Source organism: Capnocytophaga sp. oral taxon 326 str. F0382, assembly GCF_000318295.1.
In the GTDB taxonomy this organism is placed as follows: Bacteria; Bacteroidota; Bacteroidia; order Flavobacteriales; family Flavobacteriaceae; genus Capnocytophaga; species Capnocytophaga periodontitidis.
On sequence record NZ_KB291397.1, the window covers coordinates 27,542 to 46,300 of the forward strand.

22 protein-coding genes and 1 other RNA gene are annotated in these 18,759 nt (G+C 36.7%); 7 read left to right on the top strand and 16 right to left on the bottom strand.

The features are described from left to right. Window positions 1–118: 118 nt before the first annotated feature. The 6 genes from HMPREF9073_RS05710 to HMPREF9073_RS05735 all read right to left on the bottom strand — a co-directional run bounded on the left by HMPREF9073_RS05710 (window position 119) and on the right by HMPREF9073_RS05735 (window position 4,579). Window positions 119–637, bottom strand: coding sequence for a YfbM family protein (locus HMPREF9073_RS05710; RefSeq protein ID WP_009413056.1), 519 nt, complete (start codon window positions 635–637; stop codon window positions 119–121). A 12-nt stretch (window positions 638–649) separates the two neighbouring features. Further along, window positions 650–1,387 carry a hypothetical protein gene (locus HMPREF9073_RS05715; protein ID WP_009413057.1) on the bottom strand — a complete coding sequence of 246 codons (738 nt, stop codon included), beginning with the start codon at window positions 1,385–1,387 and terminating at the stop codon, window positions 650–652. An 11-nt stretch (window positions 1,388–1,398) separates the two neighbouring features. Beyond that, window positions 1,399–2,067 (bottom strand): hypothetical protein, encoded by a 669-nt coding sequence (locus tag HMPREF9073_RS05720; protein ID WP_157453497.1) that lies wholly within the window; start codon window positions 2,065–2,067, stop codon window positions 1,399–1,401. Between the two features lie 47 nt (window positions 2,068–2,114). Continuing rightward, window positions 2,115–2,855, bottom strand: coding sequence for a hypothetical protein (locus tag HMPREF9073_RS05725; protein ID WP_034555500.1), 741 nt, complete (start codon window positions 2,853–2,855; stop codon window positions 2,115–2,117). A 14-nt stretch (window positions 2,856–2,869) separates the two neighbouring features. After that, window positions 2,870–3,661, bottom strand: coding sequence for a hypothetical protein (locus tag HMPREF9073_RS05730; RefSeq protein ID WP_009413060.1), 792 nt, complete (start codon window positions 3,659–3,661; stop codon window positions 2,870–2,872). Window positions 3,662–3,832: 171 nt separating this feature from the next. After that, entirely contained in the window at window positions 3,833–4,579 is a 747-nt protein-coding gene (locus HMPREF9073_RS05735) for a phosphatase PAP2 family protein (protein WP_009413061.1), read from the bottom strand. Window positions 4,580–4,936: 357 nt separating this feature from the next. Here HMPREF9073_RS05735 and HMPREF9073_RS05740 point away from each other — a divergent pair, with 357 nt between their 5' ends. Together HMPREF9073_RS05740 and HMPREF9073_RS05745 are read left to right on the top strand one after the other, a co-directional pair. Beyond that, a complete protein-coding gene (locus HMPREF9073_RS05740) occupies window positions 4,937–5,269 on the top strand; it encodes a hypothetical protein (protein WP_009413063.1) in 333 nt (110 codons plus the stop codon). Window positions 5,270–5,367: 98 nt separating this feature from the next. Further along, complete coding sequence (locus tag HMPREF9073_RS05745; protein ID WP_009413064.1) at window positions 5,368–6,186, top strand: class I SAM-dependent methyltransferase; 819 nt, start codon at window positions 5,368–5,370, stop codon at window positions 6,184–6,186. Window positions 6,187–6,577: 391 nt separating this feature from the next. Here HMPREF9073_RS05745 and HMPREF9073_RS05750 read toward each other — a convergent pair whose 3' ends face one another. The 3 genes from HMPREF9073_RS05750 to HMPREF9073_RS05760 form a co-directional block, all read right to left on the bottom strand. Then, complete coding sequence (locus HMPREF9073_RS05750) at window positions 6,578–7,021, bottom strand: lipocalin family protein (RefSeq protein ID WP_009413065.1); 444 nt, start codon at window positions 7,019–7,021, stop codon at window positions 6,578–6,580. Between the two features lie 348 nt (window positions 7,022–7,369). Further along, window positions 7,370–7,681 carry a type II toxin-antitoxin system RelE/ParE family toxin gene (locus HMPREF9073_RS05755; protein ID WP_009413066.1) on the bottom strand — a complete coding sequence of 104 codons (312 nt, stop codon included), beginning with the start codon at window positions 7,679–7,681 and terminating at the stop codon, window positions 7,370–7,372. Continuing rightward, a complete protein-coding gene (locus tag HMPREF9073_RS05760) occupies window positions 7,672–7,929 on the bottom strand; it encodes a hypothetical protein (RefSeq protein ID WP_034555501.1) in 258 nt (85 codons plus the stop codon). The genes HMPREF9073_RS05755 and HMPREF9073_RS05760 overlap by 10 nt, the downstream gene beginning before the upstream one ends. A gap of 95 nt (window positions 7,930–8,024) precedes the next feature. On the opposite strand from HMPREF9073_RS05760, the gene HMPREF9073_RS05765 reads away from it, so the two are divergent. Then, window positions 8,025–8,540 (top strand): OmpH family outer membrane protein, encoded by a 516-nt coding sequence (locus HMPREF9073_RS05765; RefSeq protein ID WP_009413068.1) that lies wholly within the window; start codon window positions 8,025–8,027, stop codon window positions 8,538–8,540. An 86-nt stretch (window positions 8,541–8,626) separates the two neighbouring features. On the opposite strand, the gene HMPREF9073_RS05770 is transcribed toward HMPREF9073_RS05765, so the two are convergent. The 4 genes from HMPREF9073_RS05770 to HMPREF9073_RS05785 all read right to left on the bottom strand — a co-directional run bounded on the left by HMPREF9073_RS05770 (window position 8,627) and on the right by HMPREF9073_RS05785 (window position 14,019). Beyond that, complete coding sequence (locus HMPREF9073_RS05770; RefSeq protein ID WP_009413069.1) at window positions 8,627–9,292, bottom strand: LysE family translocator; 666 nt, start codon at window positions 9,290–9,292, stop codon at window positions 8,627–8,629. Between the two features lie 122 nt (window positions 9,293–9,414). Continuing rightward, window positions 9,415–9,966: a hypothetical protein gene (locus HMPREF9073_RS05775; RefSeq protein WP_009413070.1), complete on the bottom strand. Its 552-nt coding sequence runs from the start codon at window positions 9,964–9,966 to the stop codon at window positions 9,415–9,417. A gap of 433 nt (window positions 9,967–10,399) precedes the next feature. Next, on the bottom strand, window positions 10,400–12,631 hold the full coding sequence (rnr, locus tag HMPREF9073_RS05780; RefSeq protein WP_034555515.1) for a ribonuclease R: 2,232 nt from the start codon (window positions 12,629–12,631) through the stop codon (window positions 10,400–10,402). Between the two features lie 503 nt (window positions 12,632–13,134). Continuing rightward, the gene (locus HMPREF9073_RS05785; protein WP_009413073.1) at window positions 13,135–14,019 is read right to left on the bottom strand and encodes an NAD kinase; all 885 of its coding nucleotides are present in this window, start codon (window positions 14,017–14,019) and stop codon (window positions 13,135–13,137) included. A gap of 100 nt (window positions 14,020–14,119) precedes the next feature. Here HMPREF9073_RS05785 and HMPREF9073_RS05790 point away from each other — a divergent pair, with 100 nt between their 5' ends. Continuing rightward, window positions 14,120–14,542, top strand: a complete 423-nt coding sequence (locus HMPREF9073_RS05790; protein ID WP_009413074.1) for a hypothetical protein — start codon at window positions 14,120–14,122, stop codon at window positions 14,540–14,542. On the opposite strand, the gene nrdG is transcribed toward HMPREF9073_RS05790, so the two are convergent. Beyond that, on the bottom strand, window positions 14,521–15,003 hold the full coding sequence (nrdG, locus tag HMPREF9073_RS05795; protein WP_009413075.1) for an anaerobic ribonucleoside-triphosphate reductase activating protein: 483 nt from the start codon (window positions 15,001–15,003) through the stop codon (window positions 14,521–14,523). The two genes, HMPREF9073_RS05790 and nrdG, sit on opposite strands and share 22 nt — an antisense overlap. After that, window positions 14,984–16,774 (bottom strand): anaerobic ribonucleoside-triphosphate reductase, encoded by a 1,791-nt coding sequence (nrdD, locus tag HMPREF9073_RS05800; RefSeq protein ID WP_009413076.1) that lies wholly within the window; start codon window positions 16,772–16,774, stop codon window positions 14,984–14,986. Before nrdD ends, nrdG begins: the two co-directional genes overlap by 20 nt. 389 nt (window positions 16,775–17,163) lie before the next feature. Between nrdD and HMPREF9073_RS05805 the strand changes: the two genes are divergently transcribed. Both HMPREF9073_RS05805 and HMPREF9073_RS05810 read left to right on the top strand, forming a co-directional pair. Continuing rightward, window positions 17,164–17,367 carry a hypothetical protein gene (locus HMPREF9073_RS05805; protein WP_009413077.1) on the top strand — a complete coding sequence of 68 codons (204 nt, stop codon included), beginning with the start codon at window positions 17,164–17,166 and terminating at the stop codon, window positions 17,365–17,367. A 317-nt stretch (window positions 17,368–17,684) separates the two neighbouring features. Beyond that, the gene (locus HMPREF9073_RS05810) at window positions 17,685–18,416 is read left to right on the top strand and encodes a TerB family tellurite resistance protein (protein WP_009413078.1); all 732 of its coding nucleotides are present in this window, start codon (window positions 17,685–17,687) and stop codon (window positions 18,414–18,416) included. Window positions 18,417–18,445: 29 nt separating this feature from the next. Here HMPREF9073_RS05810 and ffs read toward each other — a convergent pair. Next, window positions 18,446–18,544: signal recognition particle sRNA small type (ffs, locus tag HMPREF9073_RS15460), an RNA gene on the bottom strand. A gap of 89 nt (window positions 18,545–18,633) precedes the next feature. On the opposite strand from ffs, the gene HMPREF9073_RS16245 reads away from it, so the two are divergent. Further along, window positions 18,634–18,759 (top strand): nucleoside-diphosphate kinase (locus HMPREF9073_RS16245; RefSeq protein ID WP_232212894.1); only part of this gene is annotated, 126 nt, incomplete at its 3' end.

Consider the following 18,759-nt stretch of genomic DNA (forward strand, 5'->3'; position numbering starts at 1 on the left):
ATTGATAATCAGAGTAATCAACTTTGCCAAAGTTTCTTGGTTCTGCGGATAGCACCTTTGGCAAAGCTTATGATGCAAAAGCAATTTTGAGACTTTTTAGAAAGCTCAATATTTTCCTCTAACTCAGGAAAGTAACTATCGCCTCTCCCCTACTGGCTGCCGTAGCAAAAAAAGATTGAAGTGCTTGAAAATGAGAATACAAATACTCAAAATCTTCCTCATTCCACTCTAATGAAGGGTATAATTCCTCCTCTTCATTCATTGCCTCAGTATCGTAACGCGCTTTTAAATCAGCTTCTGTAAGTGAAGCTATTTTGCGATGAATACCCGCTACTTGCTCAGGAGTAAGGTAATGAGCAGGTCCGTAGCCTACATCCATATCTTCATCAAAGAATTGCGCACTGAAAAAGATACGATTTAGGCTATCTACTTCATCCTCAGGACTTCCAGAGGCAAATGCCTTTCCAGTAAGCAGATATAAAATACCGCTCCACGCTTTATCGATATCCAAAAAAGCATCATCATTGTCTTCTGATTCATACAATACATCCAATTTCTCTTCAAAAAGAGAAGGCGTTTGAATGTAGTTTTCAAGCTCCTGCTTAGAGATGCGGAGCAAATTCATAATCATACTCATAGTTTTTAATATTTAGTCGTAATAAGTTATTTCTCTGCGTACAATATTAGGAAATCTATCTTTTGGTACTGGTTTTTCAAAGATTTCTTCTCGCTCTATCCAATTGCCTTTATCATCATAAGTATATTTGTAATGATAGTGTAAAAGTTTAGTTCCTTTTAAGTTATATTCCTCTATATCAGTTATTTGACCTTTATTGTCACAATGATAAACACTCTTTATATCGCCTTGAAGTGTATAATCTATCTGTCCGTTATTTTTGTAATAGATGTCATTTTCTATTGTGGTATGCCCTTTCACAGTACACGATATTTGAGTATGAGTACCAAAATACCGATAGGTTGTACTTTCAGATTCGCCAACTTTTTCTACCAAATAAGTACCTGCTTTATCATATAAAAAGCTGATAGCCGTTTCTTCTCCCTTATCAGGATAACTAATTCCCTTATCAGGATAACTAATTCTTTTACAGCCTTTTAAGTGATTGTGCGCATCATATTCATAACAGTATACAATATCGTGCCCAATATTCTTTTCCACAAGATTTCCCTTTAGGTCAAAACGGTAAGTGATAGGTACTACTACTATCATTTTAGTTGTCGACAATTCAGGAGGATACTTTTGAAGACCCACTTCTGTAACCGATTTTACTTTCCCTTTAAGGTCTAATCTTGCGGTTGTATATTCCTTTTGTGCCTGCAAATGAATTGTTTCTATAAACATAAAAATAAAAAAAAGATACTTCATCATAAGATTATATATTAGTCGTAATAAGTTATTTCCCTATGTGTAACATAGATAGGATAAGTAGTATTTACTTCATATTCAGTAGATTGATTCCAATTGCCTTTATCATCATATTGATAAACATATCGATAACTTCCCAAACATTTGTTACTAGTAAGGTCGTACTTCTTCATTGTTACCTTATCACCATTGACATTGTAAGTATACACTTCCTTCTGGTTGTTGCGCTCATCAATAGTGTAACTTATTCTTGTTTGTGTGCTATCAGTATAGTGATAAGCTGTTGAAGAAACCACTTCAACAGGATGATTTCTGTATATATAGATTGTTTTAGTAGGTGAAACAAATTGGTATTCTTTTTCTTCTGTCAATTTACCTTTCTCTCGCATTATTTCCTTCCAAAAACTATGAGTAGCATCTGTCTCAAAAGTCATACGTCTTTTTATACCATCGTGAGAAATTACTACCGCTTTGGTGGGATAATCAGAACTATCATATTCAAATTGAATAGTATACAATCCTTTCAAAGTATAGCTAAGCAATCTTCCTTGTGTATCAAAAAAGTAAGTAGCAGGAATGTAAAATGGTGGATAACTTTCATCTTCTACCACCGTTTTCACCTTCCCTTTAAGCGACATACTTTTAGCTGTATAGACGCTTTGTCCGTGTAAACTTATAGGCAATATTAGTACTAAAATCAAAAAAAGATACCTCATCATAAGATTTTATATTAGTTGTAATAAGTAATTTCCCTATGTACAATTTCAGGGTATTTATCTGGTATAGGAGTCTGAAAAGTTTGCTTCTTCTCTACCCAATTGCCTTGCGCATCATACACATAATCATAACGGTAGCTATTACTCACTTCACCATTTTCGTCGTAGAAAATAATCGTCGCTACCTCGCCTTGGTCGTTATAAGTATAGACTTCCTTTTTCCCATCTCGAAGTATGTAATCAATTTTGCTATACGTATACGAATAAGGTTTTTGGTAGTAAATCTCTTTCTCATCAATCACTTTTCCGCCAATGGTATGGAATATTTTACAGTGAACAGGTGATAAATAATCTATTCTTAATTTCTCTGTCATCTTTTTATAAAAAGTAAGTTCTTCCCAAAAAGCCCCATTTTTAACGCGTATAAACATTATATCTGCCTTTATTTTATCAGAATAGACATACTTTTTACCACCCGATAAATAGTGTTGATAACGATCATATTGATACACATACTTGATATCCGCTCCTATACTTTTCTCAGTGAGATCTCCTCTTTGGTTAAAAGAATAAAGCGTAGGGATAGGGCTTTGCATTTTCATAGTAGCTAATTTTTGAGGAGGATACGCATACTGAGTAGTTTCAGCAATGCTTTTCACCTTCCCTTTAAGGTGCATCTCAGCACACGAATATTCATTTTGCGCCAACAGACCAAAATGTATGGTAAATACTATGATAAAGATAATATTTTTCATAAACAAATCTCGCACTAATTGGTAATTTCTCTCTCCACATATCCTACGATAGTCCCATTCACAAAGATAGTACGGGTAATCCAATTACCTTTCTTGTCGAAGGTATGCTTAAACTGCTGGTTGTTTGTACCCGTTGGGATACCCTTTTTGTCATACGTATAACGCAATACTTGTGGGGGAGTGTTACCCTCAGCAATACTGCGCTCTACTACCCTACCCTCACGGTCGTAACGCACTTCTATGCGTATTTCGGAAGAGGTATCGCCCTCGGTAACCATCTTGAGCAAAGTGCGCTGGTTGTGCTTATTGAACTCCTGCCACACCTTAGCTTTCTCTTTATCCGTTTGCAAAAGACCTTCAACGGGATTGCCATTACTATCCCACTTGCTAAAAGTATACACCTGCGTAGGCGATGCACTCCCCTGCATTAGCATACGATAAGAAAGCAATTTCCCTTGAGCGTCATACTCATATTTACCCGTAGAAACGAGCGAACCACCGTGAGCCGTTTTGGTAATAATTACCTCTAAAGGATGTTGTGCAGCATCATACGTATACTGATACCGCAAGCTGTTACCACTATAACGCTGTTCAGAATCCGTAGCGTATCCCGCTTTGTCAAACACATAACGATTTTCGGTAGCAAGGCGTTTTTGTTTCAGGTCGCCGCGATACACATCATACGTGCGTTCTACCATCATTTTCACCTCCCCTTTCAGCTCCTTATCAGCACGAGTAATGGGAGGGTTGACAATTTGTGCTATTCCCAATGAAGGAAACAGACACAGAAAAAACATTTTTTTCATATTATTAGTTATTAATAGCCATCAAAAGTTGAGTTAAGTATTTTGTAAATATAGCCCCGAACCCCCGAAAGGAAATAAGCCTCAAAAGCAATTCTCACTGTAACTTCTAATAAAACAATATATCATTTCTTAAAGTCTTGATTTATTTTATTAGTATCTAACCCCTGAAACCTATCGACTATTACCTGAGCGTCCTGAAAGTTTAGCAAATTCTGCTTTTGCTTTATTGAGTTGGTTCATAAACTCTTTATTGGCGTGCAAGCGAGCAACTACGGCACTAGCAACAAGTCTGCCTGCATCTACATCACTTTGAAAGTGATAACCACAAATCACTCTACTCTGTCCGATTTCATAACCGCGTTTAAGGATTTCGTTCTGGCGCTCTACGTTGATTTCAGCTAATACTAAGGCAGTAGCCCAACCAATAGCCGTATGTCCTGAAGGATAAGAACCATTAGTAGAGAGTCCTTGTTGTTGTTCGGTATTGCAAGTATCTTCATTATAGAAGGTAAACGGACGCATACGCATATAGTGTTCTTTAGCACTACGGGTAGCATAATCGCCAGCATCTTCACGAAAATGACTGATGAGCTTGTAAATTTCTGGAGTTCCTTCTTTAGAAATTGTCATCCCAAAAGCCTCCGAAAACGATTTGGCTACTCCATCGCCATAGAGGCGCGCATCACTCACAGCTTGGTCACCGCGGGGTGTAGGGCGTTGCATTTTACCCCAGCGGTATTGAGCCTCATCATTCAAGAAAAGAATACTATTCACAGCAGGAGGAGGGGGCAGGAGTTCTAAACTACTTGCTACATCTTCCAAAGAGAGGTAATGATGTGATTCTTTTTCCTGTGCTTGTACAAAAGTACCAAGGGTCATAAAAGCAAAGAAGCTTACCAAAATAGAATGTTTTTTCATACTAATATTGTTTTTATGGTTAAAATTTGCCGACAAAAATAAGGATAAAAGAATAAAAATACAAGCAATAAAAGAATAAATCTCAAATCATAAAATATCCTGAATTTTTTAATTAGGGATAGCCCTGCACATACCCAGCTGTAAACACTCGCTGACTTTTCTGAAGAGGAACAAGCTGGAAAAGTGAGTTTGAAATTACTCGAGAATAGCCCCCGAACCCCCGAAGGGGGACAAGTCGAAAAAGAGAATGTTTATATAATGTTCCACGTGGAACATTTTTCAATTAACAATTCACAATTGCGAATTGTTAATTAATTTATTACCTTTGCACCATCTTAACTCTTATCTCTTACCTAAATGAAACGTTTTATCGTAAATAAATTTTTCGTACCCAAAGGCTTCGCAGGAATTACCCTCTACCCCTTTGTATTTACAAATAATCCGCGACTATTAGAAGACCCTCAGTTTATCAATCACGAACGCATACACCTCGCTCAACAACGCGAACTCTTAGTGATTTTTTTCTATATATGGTATCTCATAGATTTCGGAATTAAATACCTAAAGTATAAAGATAAATATCGTGCCTATCGCAATATCATCTTTGAACGCGAAGCCTACGAAAACGATGATAACCTCAACTACCTGAAAACACGAAAACTATACGCCTTTCTTAGAGGTAAGAGATAAGAAGTAAAAGGTAAGAAATGTTCCACGTGGAACATTTCTTCAATTAACAATTAATAATTAATAATTAACAATTGAATTGCCCGTGTGGCTCACACCTGATGACAATTAAAGATTACAGTGTATCACAAGAGGATTTTACTCTTGTATATGATTCAGTATTAGAACTTTACAGAACAAATCCCGTTCCTGATGAGCTGGGTAAATACTACGAAAGTGAAGCGTATATCTCACATACCGATAGTAATAAAACCCTATTTGATAGACTCTACCAATGGGTGAAAAGCTATAACCTAAAGCATAAAATTGCACTCATCAAGCAATACAAAAAAGAAAATATACACCTCCTCGATATAGGTGCTGGCACAGGTGACTTTGTGTTGAGTAGCAAAAAATACGCTCATTGGGAGGCTATAGGCATTGAGCCTAGCGAGAAAGCACGTGCCAAAGCAGAAGAAAAAGGCTTATTGCTACAAGCCGATTTTAGCAAACTCCTCCCCCACTCTTTTGATGTAATTACAATGTGGCACGTACTAGAACACGTACCCGATGTAGCACAAGAAATACAGATTATCAGCAACTTACTAAAAGAAAACGGTATTGCTGTAATAGCAGTGCCCAACTATCACTCCTGGGATGCTCAGCATTATAAAGAACATTGGGCTGCTTACGATGTACCCCGACACTTATGGCATTTTTCCAAAAAGAGTATCGAGCAACTTTTTGCTAAAAAAGGTTTTGAGCTCCTCTCTACCCACCCTATGCTCTTTGATGCTTTTTATGTGAGTATGCTTTCTGAACAATACAAAACCGGTAAGAAATCATTTCTCAAAGGATTCCTTAACGGACTCCGTTCTAACTACTACGGTTGGCTCAAAGGAGAATACTCATCACAAATTTACATTTTAGGTAAGAAGTAAGAGATAAGAGGTAAGACTTACCTATTTTTAATATTTTTGAAGCTAAAAATAGCAAAAACTTCAAATAAGGAGTTTTTACGATACTTCTCCCCTATCAATAACTAAGTATATCACTTTTTAAAAATAACGCTTAAAAACGGCTGTAATAAAGTCGGTTTTAATAAAGTATTTTTATAGATTTTTATTTTAAAATAGAAAATGATTATTCTTAGGAGATAGGTTTCAGGAAACAGGTTTCAGGGGGTCAGGAGGGAGTCGCTACACTTTAACAAAGTCTATAGAGGTTTCACGTGGAACAATGAGAGACGAATGACGAATGACGAATGACGAGAAATAAAAAATCCCAAACATTACTGTTTGGGATTTTTTAGTATGATAGTAATGCTACTAATTAGCGTCTTTCATAAACAAGAACAAAATTACCTACACCAGTATCAGCAGTAACAGTAAGTTTATTACCTGAAACAGAAATACCATAAGTCTTTTCAGTTCCATTACTTAACTTCATTATAATTTTATTTCCTGAAATAGTGTAAGCACCCTCAATAGTTTCAGATACACAATTTCCAGTATCAGATACACGAACATTTCTTCTGAATAGTGATTCAGTAAGGTCTACTTTATCACCACTAAAACAGCTTCTAAAAACATTTTGACCTTCAAAAGTAGTTTCAGTAACATACCAATGACCCACAAGATCTTTAGGATTTATCTTGTCGTCATCTTTGTCTTTGCCACAGGCAGAAAAAGTAAATAAAATTACAGCTAAAACAGCTACCAATTGCGTAGCAGTACGAAATATCGCCCACGCTACATTTTTCTTTTTGTTTTCCATTACGGTTTGTTAAATAAAAATTATTTCATTAAGTCCTGAAAATGAAGATTATAAAAAACAAAAAAAAGCGAGGACTTTTAACCTTTATTTATATTCTAAGGAGCCTCTGGTAAGCCAAACAGTTATATAAATAAAAGAAAAGCCCACGCTATATCAGCGTGAGCGTTCTCGCTTATTTATTCTACTACTGTTTTTGAAAATTTACCAGATTTCCTTAGTATAGAAATATAAGCTAACGCTTTTTATAAACTAAAATTACAGTGCATAATTACTACAAATTAATCATATACGCAAATATTTTAACAAATATTTTTGTACGTTTTTTGTAGATATTAAATAATCAGGGAGTTATAGTTCCTTGATTTTTAATTTTAAGTTAGCAGGATTGCGACGATTATCCCAAAATCGAACAATTAATAGTTCATTATTTTCCCAATTTACTTTGTAAAAAATACTATATTTTTTATCTATAAGTATCTTATCAGGTTCAAAAAAAGGTACTAACACTTTACTCTCTATTTTCTCTGAAAGATTAGAAAGTTCATCAGATACCATCTTATATAATTTTTTAGAATAAGCATCACTTTTATTGTGCTTTATCCAATACTTTAAAGTAGCATTCAATGAACGTATAGCTCCTTTTGACCAAATTATTTCCATAACTTTTCAACTTCTCTATCCAATTGTTTTTGAGTAAGATACTCACCTCTCTCAATTTCTTTATAACCTTCTTCTATTTCAGACCAAAATTCATCAATAGTAAATTGAGATATCATTTGTTCTTCAAGTTGTCCAGTTTTGAATATATTTAATACATTCACTCCTATACTTTTTAGTATATTTTTAATATTTTCAATTTTTTCTGGAGTTGTTGCCTCTAACTCTAAATATACAGTATCTGCAGTCATAAAAATAAAATTTTTTGACAAAATTAAAAAATATTTCATTTACACACAAAACTTTCTTATTTTTGCGACCTGAATTGAATTAAACATTATAGAAAATGAAAAAACTCATCTTAACAGGCGTAGCAATCCTCACTCTTACTGCCTGCACCGATAAGGTGGCTTTCGTGGATAACAGCAAACTCTTAAATGAGTACCAAGAGAAAAAAGACATCGAGGCTAAATTGAAAACTGAAGTTGATGCCTATAAGAAAAAACGCGATAGTATTTCTGTAGCGTTCCAAACTGAAGCACGCGCTTTCGACGCTCAGGCTAAAACCCTTCCTCAAAACGTGGCTCAGAAAAAATACAATGAGTTGATGCAAAAGAGTCAGATATTGCAACAACACTTGCAACAAGAAGAAGAAAGATTGCAATTGGAAAGCCAAACTCAAATGGATTCTCTACTTAGCAAAGTGAAGAAAAACATTAAAGAATATGGCAAACAAAAAGGCTATACCTTTATCCTTGGTGCTAACGACGGTGGCAGCGTACTCTATGGTGCTGATAACAAAGATATTACTAAAGAAGTTACTGAATATTTGAACAATCAATATAAATCAGGTAAGAAGTAACAAGGCCACAGGCATTAGGCCATAGGCAATAGAAAATAGACTTTGTCAAGGTTTTTAAGACTTTGACAAAGTTTTTTTATTGATAGCTAATTAGTTAATTGTAATACGTTAGGAAAGAATGCTTGGAGTATTAGGAAAAATCCAAAGACTAACAATATAATGCTAATCGCGCGTTTGATTTTGTAGATATGAAAAGCGGTAAGTCGGTTTTTAAGTTTCTTGGCAATGAGAATTTTAACGATATCTATACCAAAGTATACTAAAATAATAGAAGTGAAAAATACAAATATTCTACTGGCATTCATATCGAGTTTAGGACCAAAAACGATGATAATTCCTAACCAAAAACCTAAAACCCCTATGTTGATGAAATTCAGTAGAAAACCTTTGATAAAGAGGGCTACATAGTTCACTTTTTCAGCTACTTGTAAGTGCGCATTCTCCTTATTGTCCATTGTTTTCTTGAAGTCTTTTTTCAGTTTGATGAACGAGATAAGTCCGTAAGCTACCATTATGAGTCCGCCGGCAAAGAAGAGTTTAGGGTCGTCCTTAATTTCGCGCAACAGACTGCTGGTAGTGAAATAGACAATGAGAATGAAGATAGCATCGGCTAATACTACCCCCGAATTGAAAGCAATAGCTGCCCTAAATCCTTTGGTAATAGCTGTTTCCAGCAATACAAAGAAGACAGGACCTATGGTAAAAGCTAACAACAAGCCTAAAGGTAATGCAAGCAATACATCCGCAAACATCTATTTCTACCTAAAATTTGATTAATTGCACAAAAGTACTAAAAAACTGCTGAATCACAAAAAATAAGGGAGAAGTTTTTAGTACCTCTCCCCTACTCTATTGGTATTGTGATAATTATTAACTATGATTTGATAATTTCACTTACTTTTTTTAGAGTTTCTTCATCTTTCAAATCAACCAATTCATCAAGATCTTTAGAAAGATAAAAAGCTCTTACATCAGGAACATAAACTAAATAATTATTGATACCCTCAGTATAATAATTAAAAAGCAATTGCTTAAAATTACTAACTCCATTACAAGTTTTCTCTAAATTCTCACCATCATTATTTGCATATAATACGGTATAATTATCTTTTTGATTGTGAGAAAGTTGTTGTTTTTCATACTTACCAGCCACATCAAAACCTACACCCCAGCTTGATTCAGCAATGATACTTGACAAGAAAGTAACGGTATTATCTTCTTTATTTAATTTGTATGAGACAAGTAATACTTTCTCATTTGGAACAAAGTCTACTGATTTCTCTGATACAGTTTCAAAGAACTCCTTATAAGTCATTGACTTATTTTGCAGATCTTGCAATGAATTTTGATTTTTATCCTTAGAACAAGACACTAACGCTACTATAAAACATAGCATAAACAACGAAAATTTCATCATTTCTTTCATACTAATTCAATTTTTAATTTATTAAATCTTTCTTTTGCACGTTTTTTTTATGAAGACAGTAACCCGTAGCTCAGTTAGGGGAAGTTATTTTTAAAGAAAAATTCTCACTATATTTTGTTTATAGAAGAAAAAACAACAAAATATATCTCCAAAGGAAAGAATATCAATATCAGTCATAGGCATAGATATTAGGATTAGTTGAGGCAAAAGTACATCATTTTCATATAATTTCCAAATATATTGTAACTTTCAAGTTTGCCAAAATATATGGCGCAATTTGTAAGGGCGTCTGCAGCACATACCCAGCTATCGCTGGCTTTCCTACAGAACATATTCTAAAAGTAATTGATTATCAGTGTAATTAACTTTGTCAAAGTCTTAGGACTTTGACAAAGTGTAGCGACGCAAAAACTGCTTATCGTGCTACGACTCACTATTCACTTATGAGTTCAAATTCTAATTGCTTTTTCATTAGGTCGGTGTTTTTCACACGTATCATTACTTCATCGCCAAGTTGATAGGTTTTGCCAGTGGCTTGTCCTACCAAGGCGTATTGTTGTTCGTCGAAAGTGTAATAATCGTCTTTGATGTCGCGAGCGCGTACCAATCCTTCGCATTTATTGATCGTAATCTCTACATAAATACCCCATTCGGTTACGCCCGAAATCACTCCTGCAAACTGCTGATTCTTATGGGCTTCCATATATTTCACCTGCATATATTTGATAGAATCACGCTCAGCTGAGGCTGCTACACTCTCCATTTGTGACGAGTGTTTGCATTTAGCTTCATATTCGGCTTCGGGTTGTGAAGGAGCGCCATCTAAATAGAGTTGCAAAAGACGGTGCACCATCACATCGGGATAACGGCGTATAGGTGAAGTGAAATGGGTATAATAATCGAATGCTAAACCGTAGTGCCCTATGTTTTTGGTAGTATAAGTAGCTTTTGCCATTGAACGTATTGCCAAGGTATCAACTAAGTTTTGTTCTTTCTTACCTTTTACTTCTTCTAAGAGATTATTAAGCGAATCGGTAGTGGTTTGGCGGTTTTTCAAATCCAAACTATAGCCAAATCGGTTAATAACTGTATTGAACTGTTGTAGTTTATCGGCATCGGGTTCATCGTGTACGCGGTATACGAAGGTCTTTTTCATTTTGGCTACATACTCAGCTACCTTTCTGTTAGCCAAGAGCATAAACTCTTCAATCAGCTTGTTGGCTTCCTTGCTTTCTTTGAAATATACCCCTGTAGGGTTGCCGTTTTCATCGAGGTCAAATTTAACTTCTACTTTATCAAAAGTAATAGCTCCTAAACGCATACGCTTACCGCGAAGTTTTTCGGCTAAGATATTGAGTGTGAGAATAGCCTCTACCACATTAGCAGGTACTGAGCGCTCTTTATCGGTAATGGAAGTTTCGGCAGGAATGGTGTACTCCTCCCCTACTTTGGCTTGCTCTATTACTGATTGTGCTTCTTCGTAAGCAAACCTAAATGACGAGTGTGTTACAGTGCGTCCTATCCAAATATCTACCACTTCGGCTTTCTTATTCATCTCAAACACTGCGGAAAAGGTGTATTTATCTTCATCGGGACGGAGTGAACAAGCAAAGTTACAGAGTATTTCGGGCAACATTGGCACTACCCTATCTACCAAATACACAGAAGTAGCGCGGTTATATGCTTCCTCGTCTAATATAGTGCCTTCTTTCACGTAGTGTGATACATCGGCAATGTGTACGCCAATTTCGTAGTTACCATTCTCCAAAAGTTTGAACGACAGTGCATCATCAAAGTCTTTTGCATCACGAGGGTCGATAGTGAAAGTGAGGGTTTCACGCATATCACGACGGCGGGCAATCTCTTCATCAGTAATGGAAAGGTCTAACTTTTTAGCAAAGGCTTCTACCTCTTCTGGATAGGTGTACGGCAGACCGTATTCGGCTAAGATAGAGTGCATTTCGGTAGTTTGCTCCCCTGGTTTACCGAGTATCTGTTCCACTACCCCCATAGGCGAATCGCTTTTGTCTTTCCAATCTTCTATGCGCACAATCACACGGTCGCCATCTTGAGCACCATTGAGTTTGTCTTTCAACACAAAGAAATCAGTATACATACGAGCATCGGTAGGGACGACAAAGGCAAAGTTTTTGTGCATTTGCACAGTACCTACAAAGCGCACTTTGTTGCGTTCTAATACCTTACTGATTTCTCCTTCCATCTTATTGCGATTTCTAAAACGCGGAAATACATACACTTCCACCAAATCGCCGTGGAGGGCTTTATTTAGAAAATTCTGTGCTACAAAAATGTCGTTGTCTAAACCATCAACTATTACATAACCATTGCCGCGCGCACTCACATCGAGCGTACCTACATAGTAGTGTTGCATAGGGATAGCTTGATACTTCCCACGGTCGATTTCTACGATGCGTTTTTTTTCTTTCAGTTGTACGAGTTGTTTCACCAGCATATCACGACGTGGTGCATCGGTAATGTGGAGTTTGGCAGCGATTTGCTTGTAGTTGAACCCCTCTTCGGGGTGTTCTTGTAACACCGAGAAAATCGCTTTGATAAGCTCTTGCTTGTTGCGCTTAGCTAAACTCTTATTCTTTTTAGATTTTCCTGATTTTCCTTGTTTTTGAGTTTTATTTGTTTTTTTCATAGTAATTTCTTTTTTAGATGTGAGCCACACAGCAATGTGACTAAATGCAAAGATAATCATTTTTGAGTTATCAACAATCTCTAAATTATAAACTGAAAAAAATATTTTTTTAAAAAAAGAAGGTTATTATTATGAGGGTGTGAATAGGAGGTAAAAAAATAGGCTTAAAAATTTGCTTTTTTCAGTTGATGTGATTTATGATTAGTTATTAACAATAAAAAACGATTTACGGATTTTAAAATGAATATTTTAGGCAAAACTGTTGATAACTGTCCAACGATTATTTAACTGCATTTTGTGGATAATTTTTTAAAAGAGCAATTGTGGATAACTGTTGTATCACTGTTGATAATTTTCTAAAAAATAAATTTGCTTATTTTAGACTTGGATTCGTATATACAGAAAAGCGAGAGAAGCAAATTTATTTATCATTTTTTAAGTAATAGTTATAAACAAGTTTTTAGGGGATAGGGGTCAGGTATCAGGGGTTAGGGGGTATTAAGTTATTTGTTTCTTCTGTCTTCACCCCAGAGTAGTTTGTATCTTAGTGTATTGATAAAACTATCGCCGTCTAATCGTATCATTTTCACTACAAAAGGTGCTTTGCGTACAATAATAGAGTGCTTTTTGTCTACCGATTTGATATGAGAATCTAACGATAAAAGGAATTTCTTTTCCCGTCCTGAGATAGTGAGTTTAATTTCAGTATCTTCGGGGATGATGAGCGGCCGCATATTGAGGTTATGCGGTGCGATGGGGGTAATGACAAAGTTTTTAGCTGTAGGTAAAATTACGGGGCCGCCGCAGCTCAGCGAGTAGCCTGTAGAGCCTGTAGGGGTAGAAATGATAAGTCCGTCAGCCCAATACGATGAGAGGAAGTCACCGTTTAACTCAGTATCGATAGTAATCATTGAGGCTGTATTTTTTCGTGTAACGGTAATTTCGTTGAGGGCGAAATTTATAGGGTCTACCGGATCGCCACTATCGGCATAGACAGCTTCTATCACCGAGCGTTCCACCACTTCGTAAGTTTTGTCGCGCAATTGCAGAAAAACGTTTTGCAAGTCGTCTTTATGAGCATTTGCTAAAAAACCTAAACGCCCTGAATTGATACCTAAAATAGGTATTTGTAAATTGCGGAGATAAGTAATACCTTTCAGCAGGGTACCGTCGCCCCCAATGGTGAGCATTACCTCGTACGAATTATCGAGGTCGGCAAATGAGCTAAAGGGTTTAGCTTTGAGGAATTGGTGAGAGCGGATATTCAGTTCTTTAAGGATTTCACATTCAATAAATACCTCGTCATCGGGCAAGAGGTGAGAGAAGAGTTCGCGCAGTATAGCTTCATTTTCGGTAGAATATTGTCGGATATAGATTGCTATTTTCATTGATTTGCCAATTGGTATGGCAAAGATACAAATTAATTGATAATGAACAATTGACAATGAAGAATTTTTACTATTTTTGCATTTTCAACCTCTCCAATATATGAAATACATTCCCCTTTCCCTTTTGCTATTAGCTACTGTTAGTAGTTGCGACGGCTGTAAAAATAAATCAACCTCTACTATAGGCGAAATTTATGTATCTGATAGTATAAAAGAATATAGCCCAGAATCTCAAATTATCCAATATAGTCAAGACCCAGAAAACACTGATACTCCTATTGATACTACAAGCATTGAATTTGAAAACATACCCACTGCTTCTGTTGCCAATAGTATCAATTTGTATATCACAGGACTTGCTCAGAATGAAAAAGCGATCCACGTTTCTTTTTCTGATATATACCAAAACGACACCTTAGATGTGCCCCCACATTATATCAAGAACCAAAAGAAATTAGGAAAGGAATTTATGAAGTATTTTCCCTTAACAGGCAACTATTTTTATCTTTTACCTTTTTTATAAAACAGCTTATTCATCACCTCTCCGGTTTGTAGGTTTAAAAACTCTTGATTGGTGGTGGGGCTGTCTAAGCCTCCGAGTTTAGGTAACCACTTGCCGGTTTTGATGTAGTCTAAACACCCTAACAACTCAGGGTATTTGCGCTGTACTTGCTTGAGGTTGAGTCCTGTATAGAGTGCCGTTTTCAGCCGTTTGCACTTCACTTGGAAGATAAGCGAGAGCAGGGTCTCTACCTGCCACTCGCCTCCCATAAACAGCACACAGCTTATCATATCTTCATACTTGCTAAGCAGTTGTTCCAAACCTTCATTAGTAAGCGCACAGCCTTTGCTACCGTCCCAAATATATTCGGAATGGCAACCCTCGCAGCCTAACGGACACCCTGTGATGGTAAAACACAGGGATATCTCGTTGGGTACTTCTTGGAGGACTATATCGTAACTGCTATACCGTAGCGTTCCCATAGTAACGTATTTTAGCTTCTTTTTGTCGGTCTTTAGAGAAATTAGTAATGCGTTTGAGATAGCCTATCACCCGTGTCGCGTGGTCGATATTTTCAGAACCACAATGGGTGCAGTGGTCGTGTGTGTGTTTATCGATATAGCCACAATCGTTGCAAACGGTTACACATATATTAAAGCAGAAGTAGTTACAACCCGTTTTAGCGGCTACATTTAGCAACTTATAAAAACCTTCAGCAGTGGTGTATTCTTCGAGATTGCAGTGATAAGCCGAACCGCCGTCTAAGTACTGTATATAGTCGTTTCCGTGTAAATAGAACTTATCGATAAGGTTTTGAGAGCTATCTTCCACAATGTAGAAATACGAATTGTAGCAATCACGTGGCACTTGCAAGCCATCGGCTTTGTCCCAAGCAGCATTCTTCACACCTAAATTCTCGGCAGGTACAAACTCGGTATTGAACATAAAGCCGTATTTAGCTTTAGCTTCCTTATTTTTGTCGTAAATTAGTTTGAGGTTTTTGTTGATGAATGCCTTATAGTCAGGATTGTCGGAAATGCGAATGCCTAAATACTCGGCAGCTTCCACCATTCCGTTGATACCGATAGTGAGGAATTGTTTATCAAGCGAGATGAAGCCCGCATCGTACACTGGTAACATACCCGCATCTTTGTAATCCTGAACAATAGCACGATAAGCTACTTGGTATTTATGGATATTATCTAAGGTGCGTTCCAACGACAAGTGTTTTTGGTAAAGGCGATTCATATTAATAGTTATCACATTAATACTACCGGTAGAAACACCTCCTGCCCCAAGTGAATAACTAAAGGTGTTATCGGAAATTTCATTGCGCAAACGACAGCAACTTGCCAAGGAGTCGGCATTGTCTGATTGATAGATAAAGAAGGCATTCCCTTCGCTGAGCTCTTTGGCACAGAAGCGCGCAAAATGCTCGTCGTACACGTGTTTGTCCTTAGTGAGCATTGCTGCGGTTACCACAGGGAAAGTGAGTATCGCTTTGGTACGCTCGATGTTGAACCAATGCATAAAGAACTGTTGGAGCTTGTCTAAAGACTCATAAGAAGGTTTGCTACCATCGGGGTAAACGAATGTACCGAACATCGAATCGAAATAAGGGCGGTCATACAGCGATATGTTCCAAAATACTGACTGATAGCCACGTGCTGCTGCTGGCTGATTGATAGCGTATACTACGTGTTGCAGTTCGTTTTCTATCACTTCACGGTGGGTATTGAGATAATCGTCGCCATAGTCTTTACGCGCAAAATGGTCGAAGTACATTAGGAACTCTACCGTTGCTACCGCTCCTGCAAACTGAGAGGAAACGGAAAAGAGGAAGTTCACGAACGACCCGCAATAGCTAGCCAAGTGTTGCGGAGCTTTGCTTTCACCACCGAGTTTTACAAGTCCGTCCAAGAGCAAAGGATACATCGAAACGCTCACACAATAAGGTTTGAGGCTCGTTTCGTCGTGCACGTAGATTTCGTGTTCTTCAATCTGACGGATATACTCATCGGCTAATTCTTTACCAAAGAGCTGTTCGATTTTGTGAGACACGAGCGAACGGTTCACTTGGATATTGATATCTTTATTGAGTTCTGCCTCCATTGTAGCGATGTTTTTATGTGCCACATTGGCATTGGCATCGAAGAGAGACCCAGTAGCGGCATTGTGAGATTGTAGGTAATTTTCGATGAAATTACGCTTTGTTTGAAGCTGTTCTGCTGTAAGCTTAGTGAATTTACTCATAATTTTTTATTTATTATTATTTCGTTCAGGTGAAAAAGAGTGCTGAGGGATTTATATAAACCTCTCATATATAGTACATTGTATAATATTGCTTTTTATAAATTCCCTAAAAAGGGGAAGTGATTTTTTCTTAGTTGCTGGTGCAAAGGTACAGAATAAAGTAATAGGTTATCAACAAAATTAAAATAGTTATCAACAAAGTTATTAACAATTTTCGTTACTTATTCATACTTAGGAGTTAAAGAGAAAAAACTCCGTTATTAAAATTTTGCCTCAAAAATAGGATTACCTCTATCATAAATAATTTAGTAGAATACATTAACGATGTTTTCTATAAGAAGAAATTGCTAATTATCAATTGTTTTGTATCTTTGCAAAAAATAACACTTATGATATGGAAAAATACACTTATCATAAAACCTCCTAAAGGAATTTCATTAGAGAGCGCTAAAGCTGCCTTGCTAAATTTAAACTTTGGAATTATCAATCATCCTGATATGTATTATGATTTTTCTGATGATTTATCAGAAGAAGATTTACACCTTGTTGAAATTTCAAAACAACAAGCTGAAATGGGAATGCTTGTAAGATAGTGCTGACATTCACAGAAAAGCAAGAGAAAGGAAGTATGAAAATAAAATGGTCTACACAAGCTGAATTGAGTTATCTTGAAAATCTTAATTATTGAGATAATCACAATAAATCTCACTCTGATAAAATAGATGATGCCCTTTATAAATTAGAAGAAGAAATTAGTCTATCCCCATACTTTTTAGCTCAATATATATTATATAAGCGTAATTTTCTAAATGGAAAATTTGTTATGTATTATCAAGTCTTAGAAGAGGAAAATCTTATCAGAATTATTTACTTCAGAAGTAACAAACAAAAACCTTTGTAACATAAACAAATGACTTTCTTTATCATCCTCATAGGTATCCTATGCTTCCTTCTCTTCCAACGATTAGCTAATCTACCCAATACTACAAAGGGTTTTGACAATCTATTTCGCCCCCATATCTCTCCCGCAACTTTCGAACTCAACCTCCTCTCCCTCTGCTCTCTCGTTATCAAAGCCAACGGTCGCGTTACGCAAACTGAACTCGATTTTGTGCGCTTGCAATTCGTGCGCTTATATGGAAAGGAACGCGCTAATGAGGTCTTTCGAAGTTTCAACGAGCTCATAAAGAACAGAGCAATAGATGCCACACGTGTAGCCATCTATGTGCGAGTGCGTACTACCTACGAAACCCGATTGCAAATCTTGTATTTCTTATTTGGTATTGCCGAATCGGATGGGGTGATAAGTGAGGAAGAAGTTCGACAAATACGAGAAATTGCTTATCATTTTGCTATTGAAAACAGTGATTTTGAGAGTATCAAGGCAATGTTTGGCAGTAGCCAAAACGATAATAACAACCCTCATAACACCACGCCCAATGCCTTAGCAAAAGCCTACGCTATCTTAGGATTACAGCCCAATGCCACTGCTGAGGAAGTAAAACAAGCCTATAGAAATATGGCAAAAAAATATCACCCCGATAGAGTGATTACTGAAGATGCTGCCATCAAAAAAGGCGCTGAAGAAAAATTCAAACAAGTACAAGAAGCGTACGAGCTAATTTGCAAATATCAAAATTAGCAAATTGTCAAATCGACAAATTACAAAAAAAGTGGCAAGCTACCTACATCGCACCGCTACAACCGAATACCTTTGCTGTGTTCCCACCCTGGAGGATTTTTCAGGAGCTGGTCGTGTAGGACTTGCCGCTGCAAATGTACTACTTTTTTATTACATAGCAAGTTTTTTTGAAAAAATTTTTGTACCTTTGTGGCTGAAACTAATAAAACAACATACAATGACTACAAACAGAACCCTTACAATGATTAAGCCCGATGCCGTTGAAAAAGGCTATATAGGGGCTATCCTTACCGACATTATCGCTGCTGGTTTTACCATCAAAGCGATGAAATTCACCCAGCTC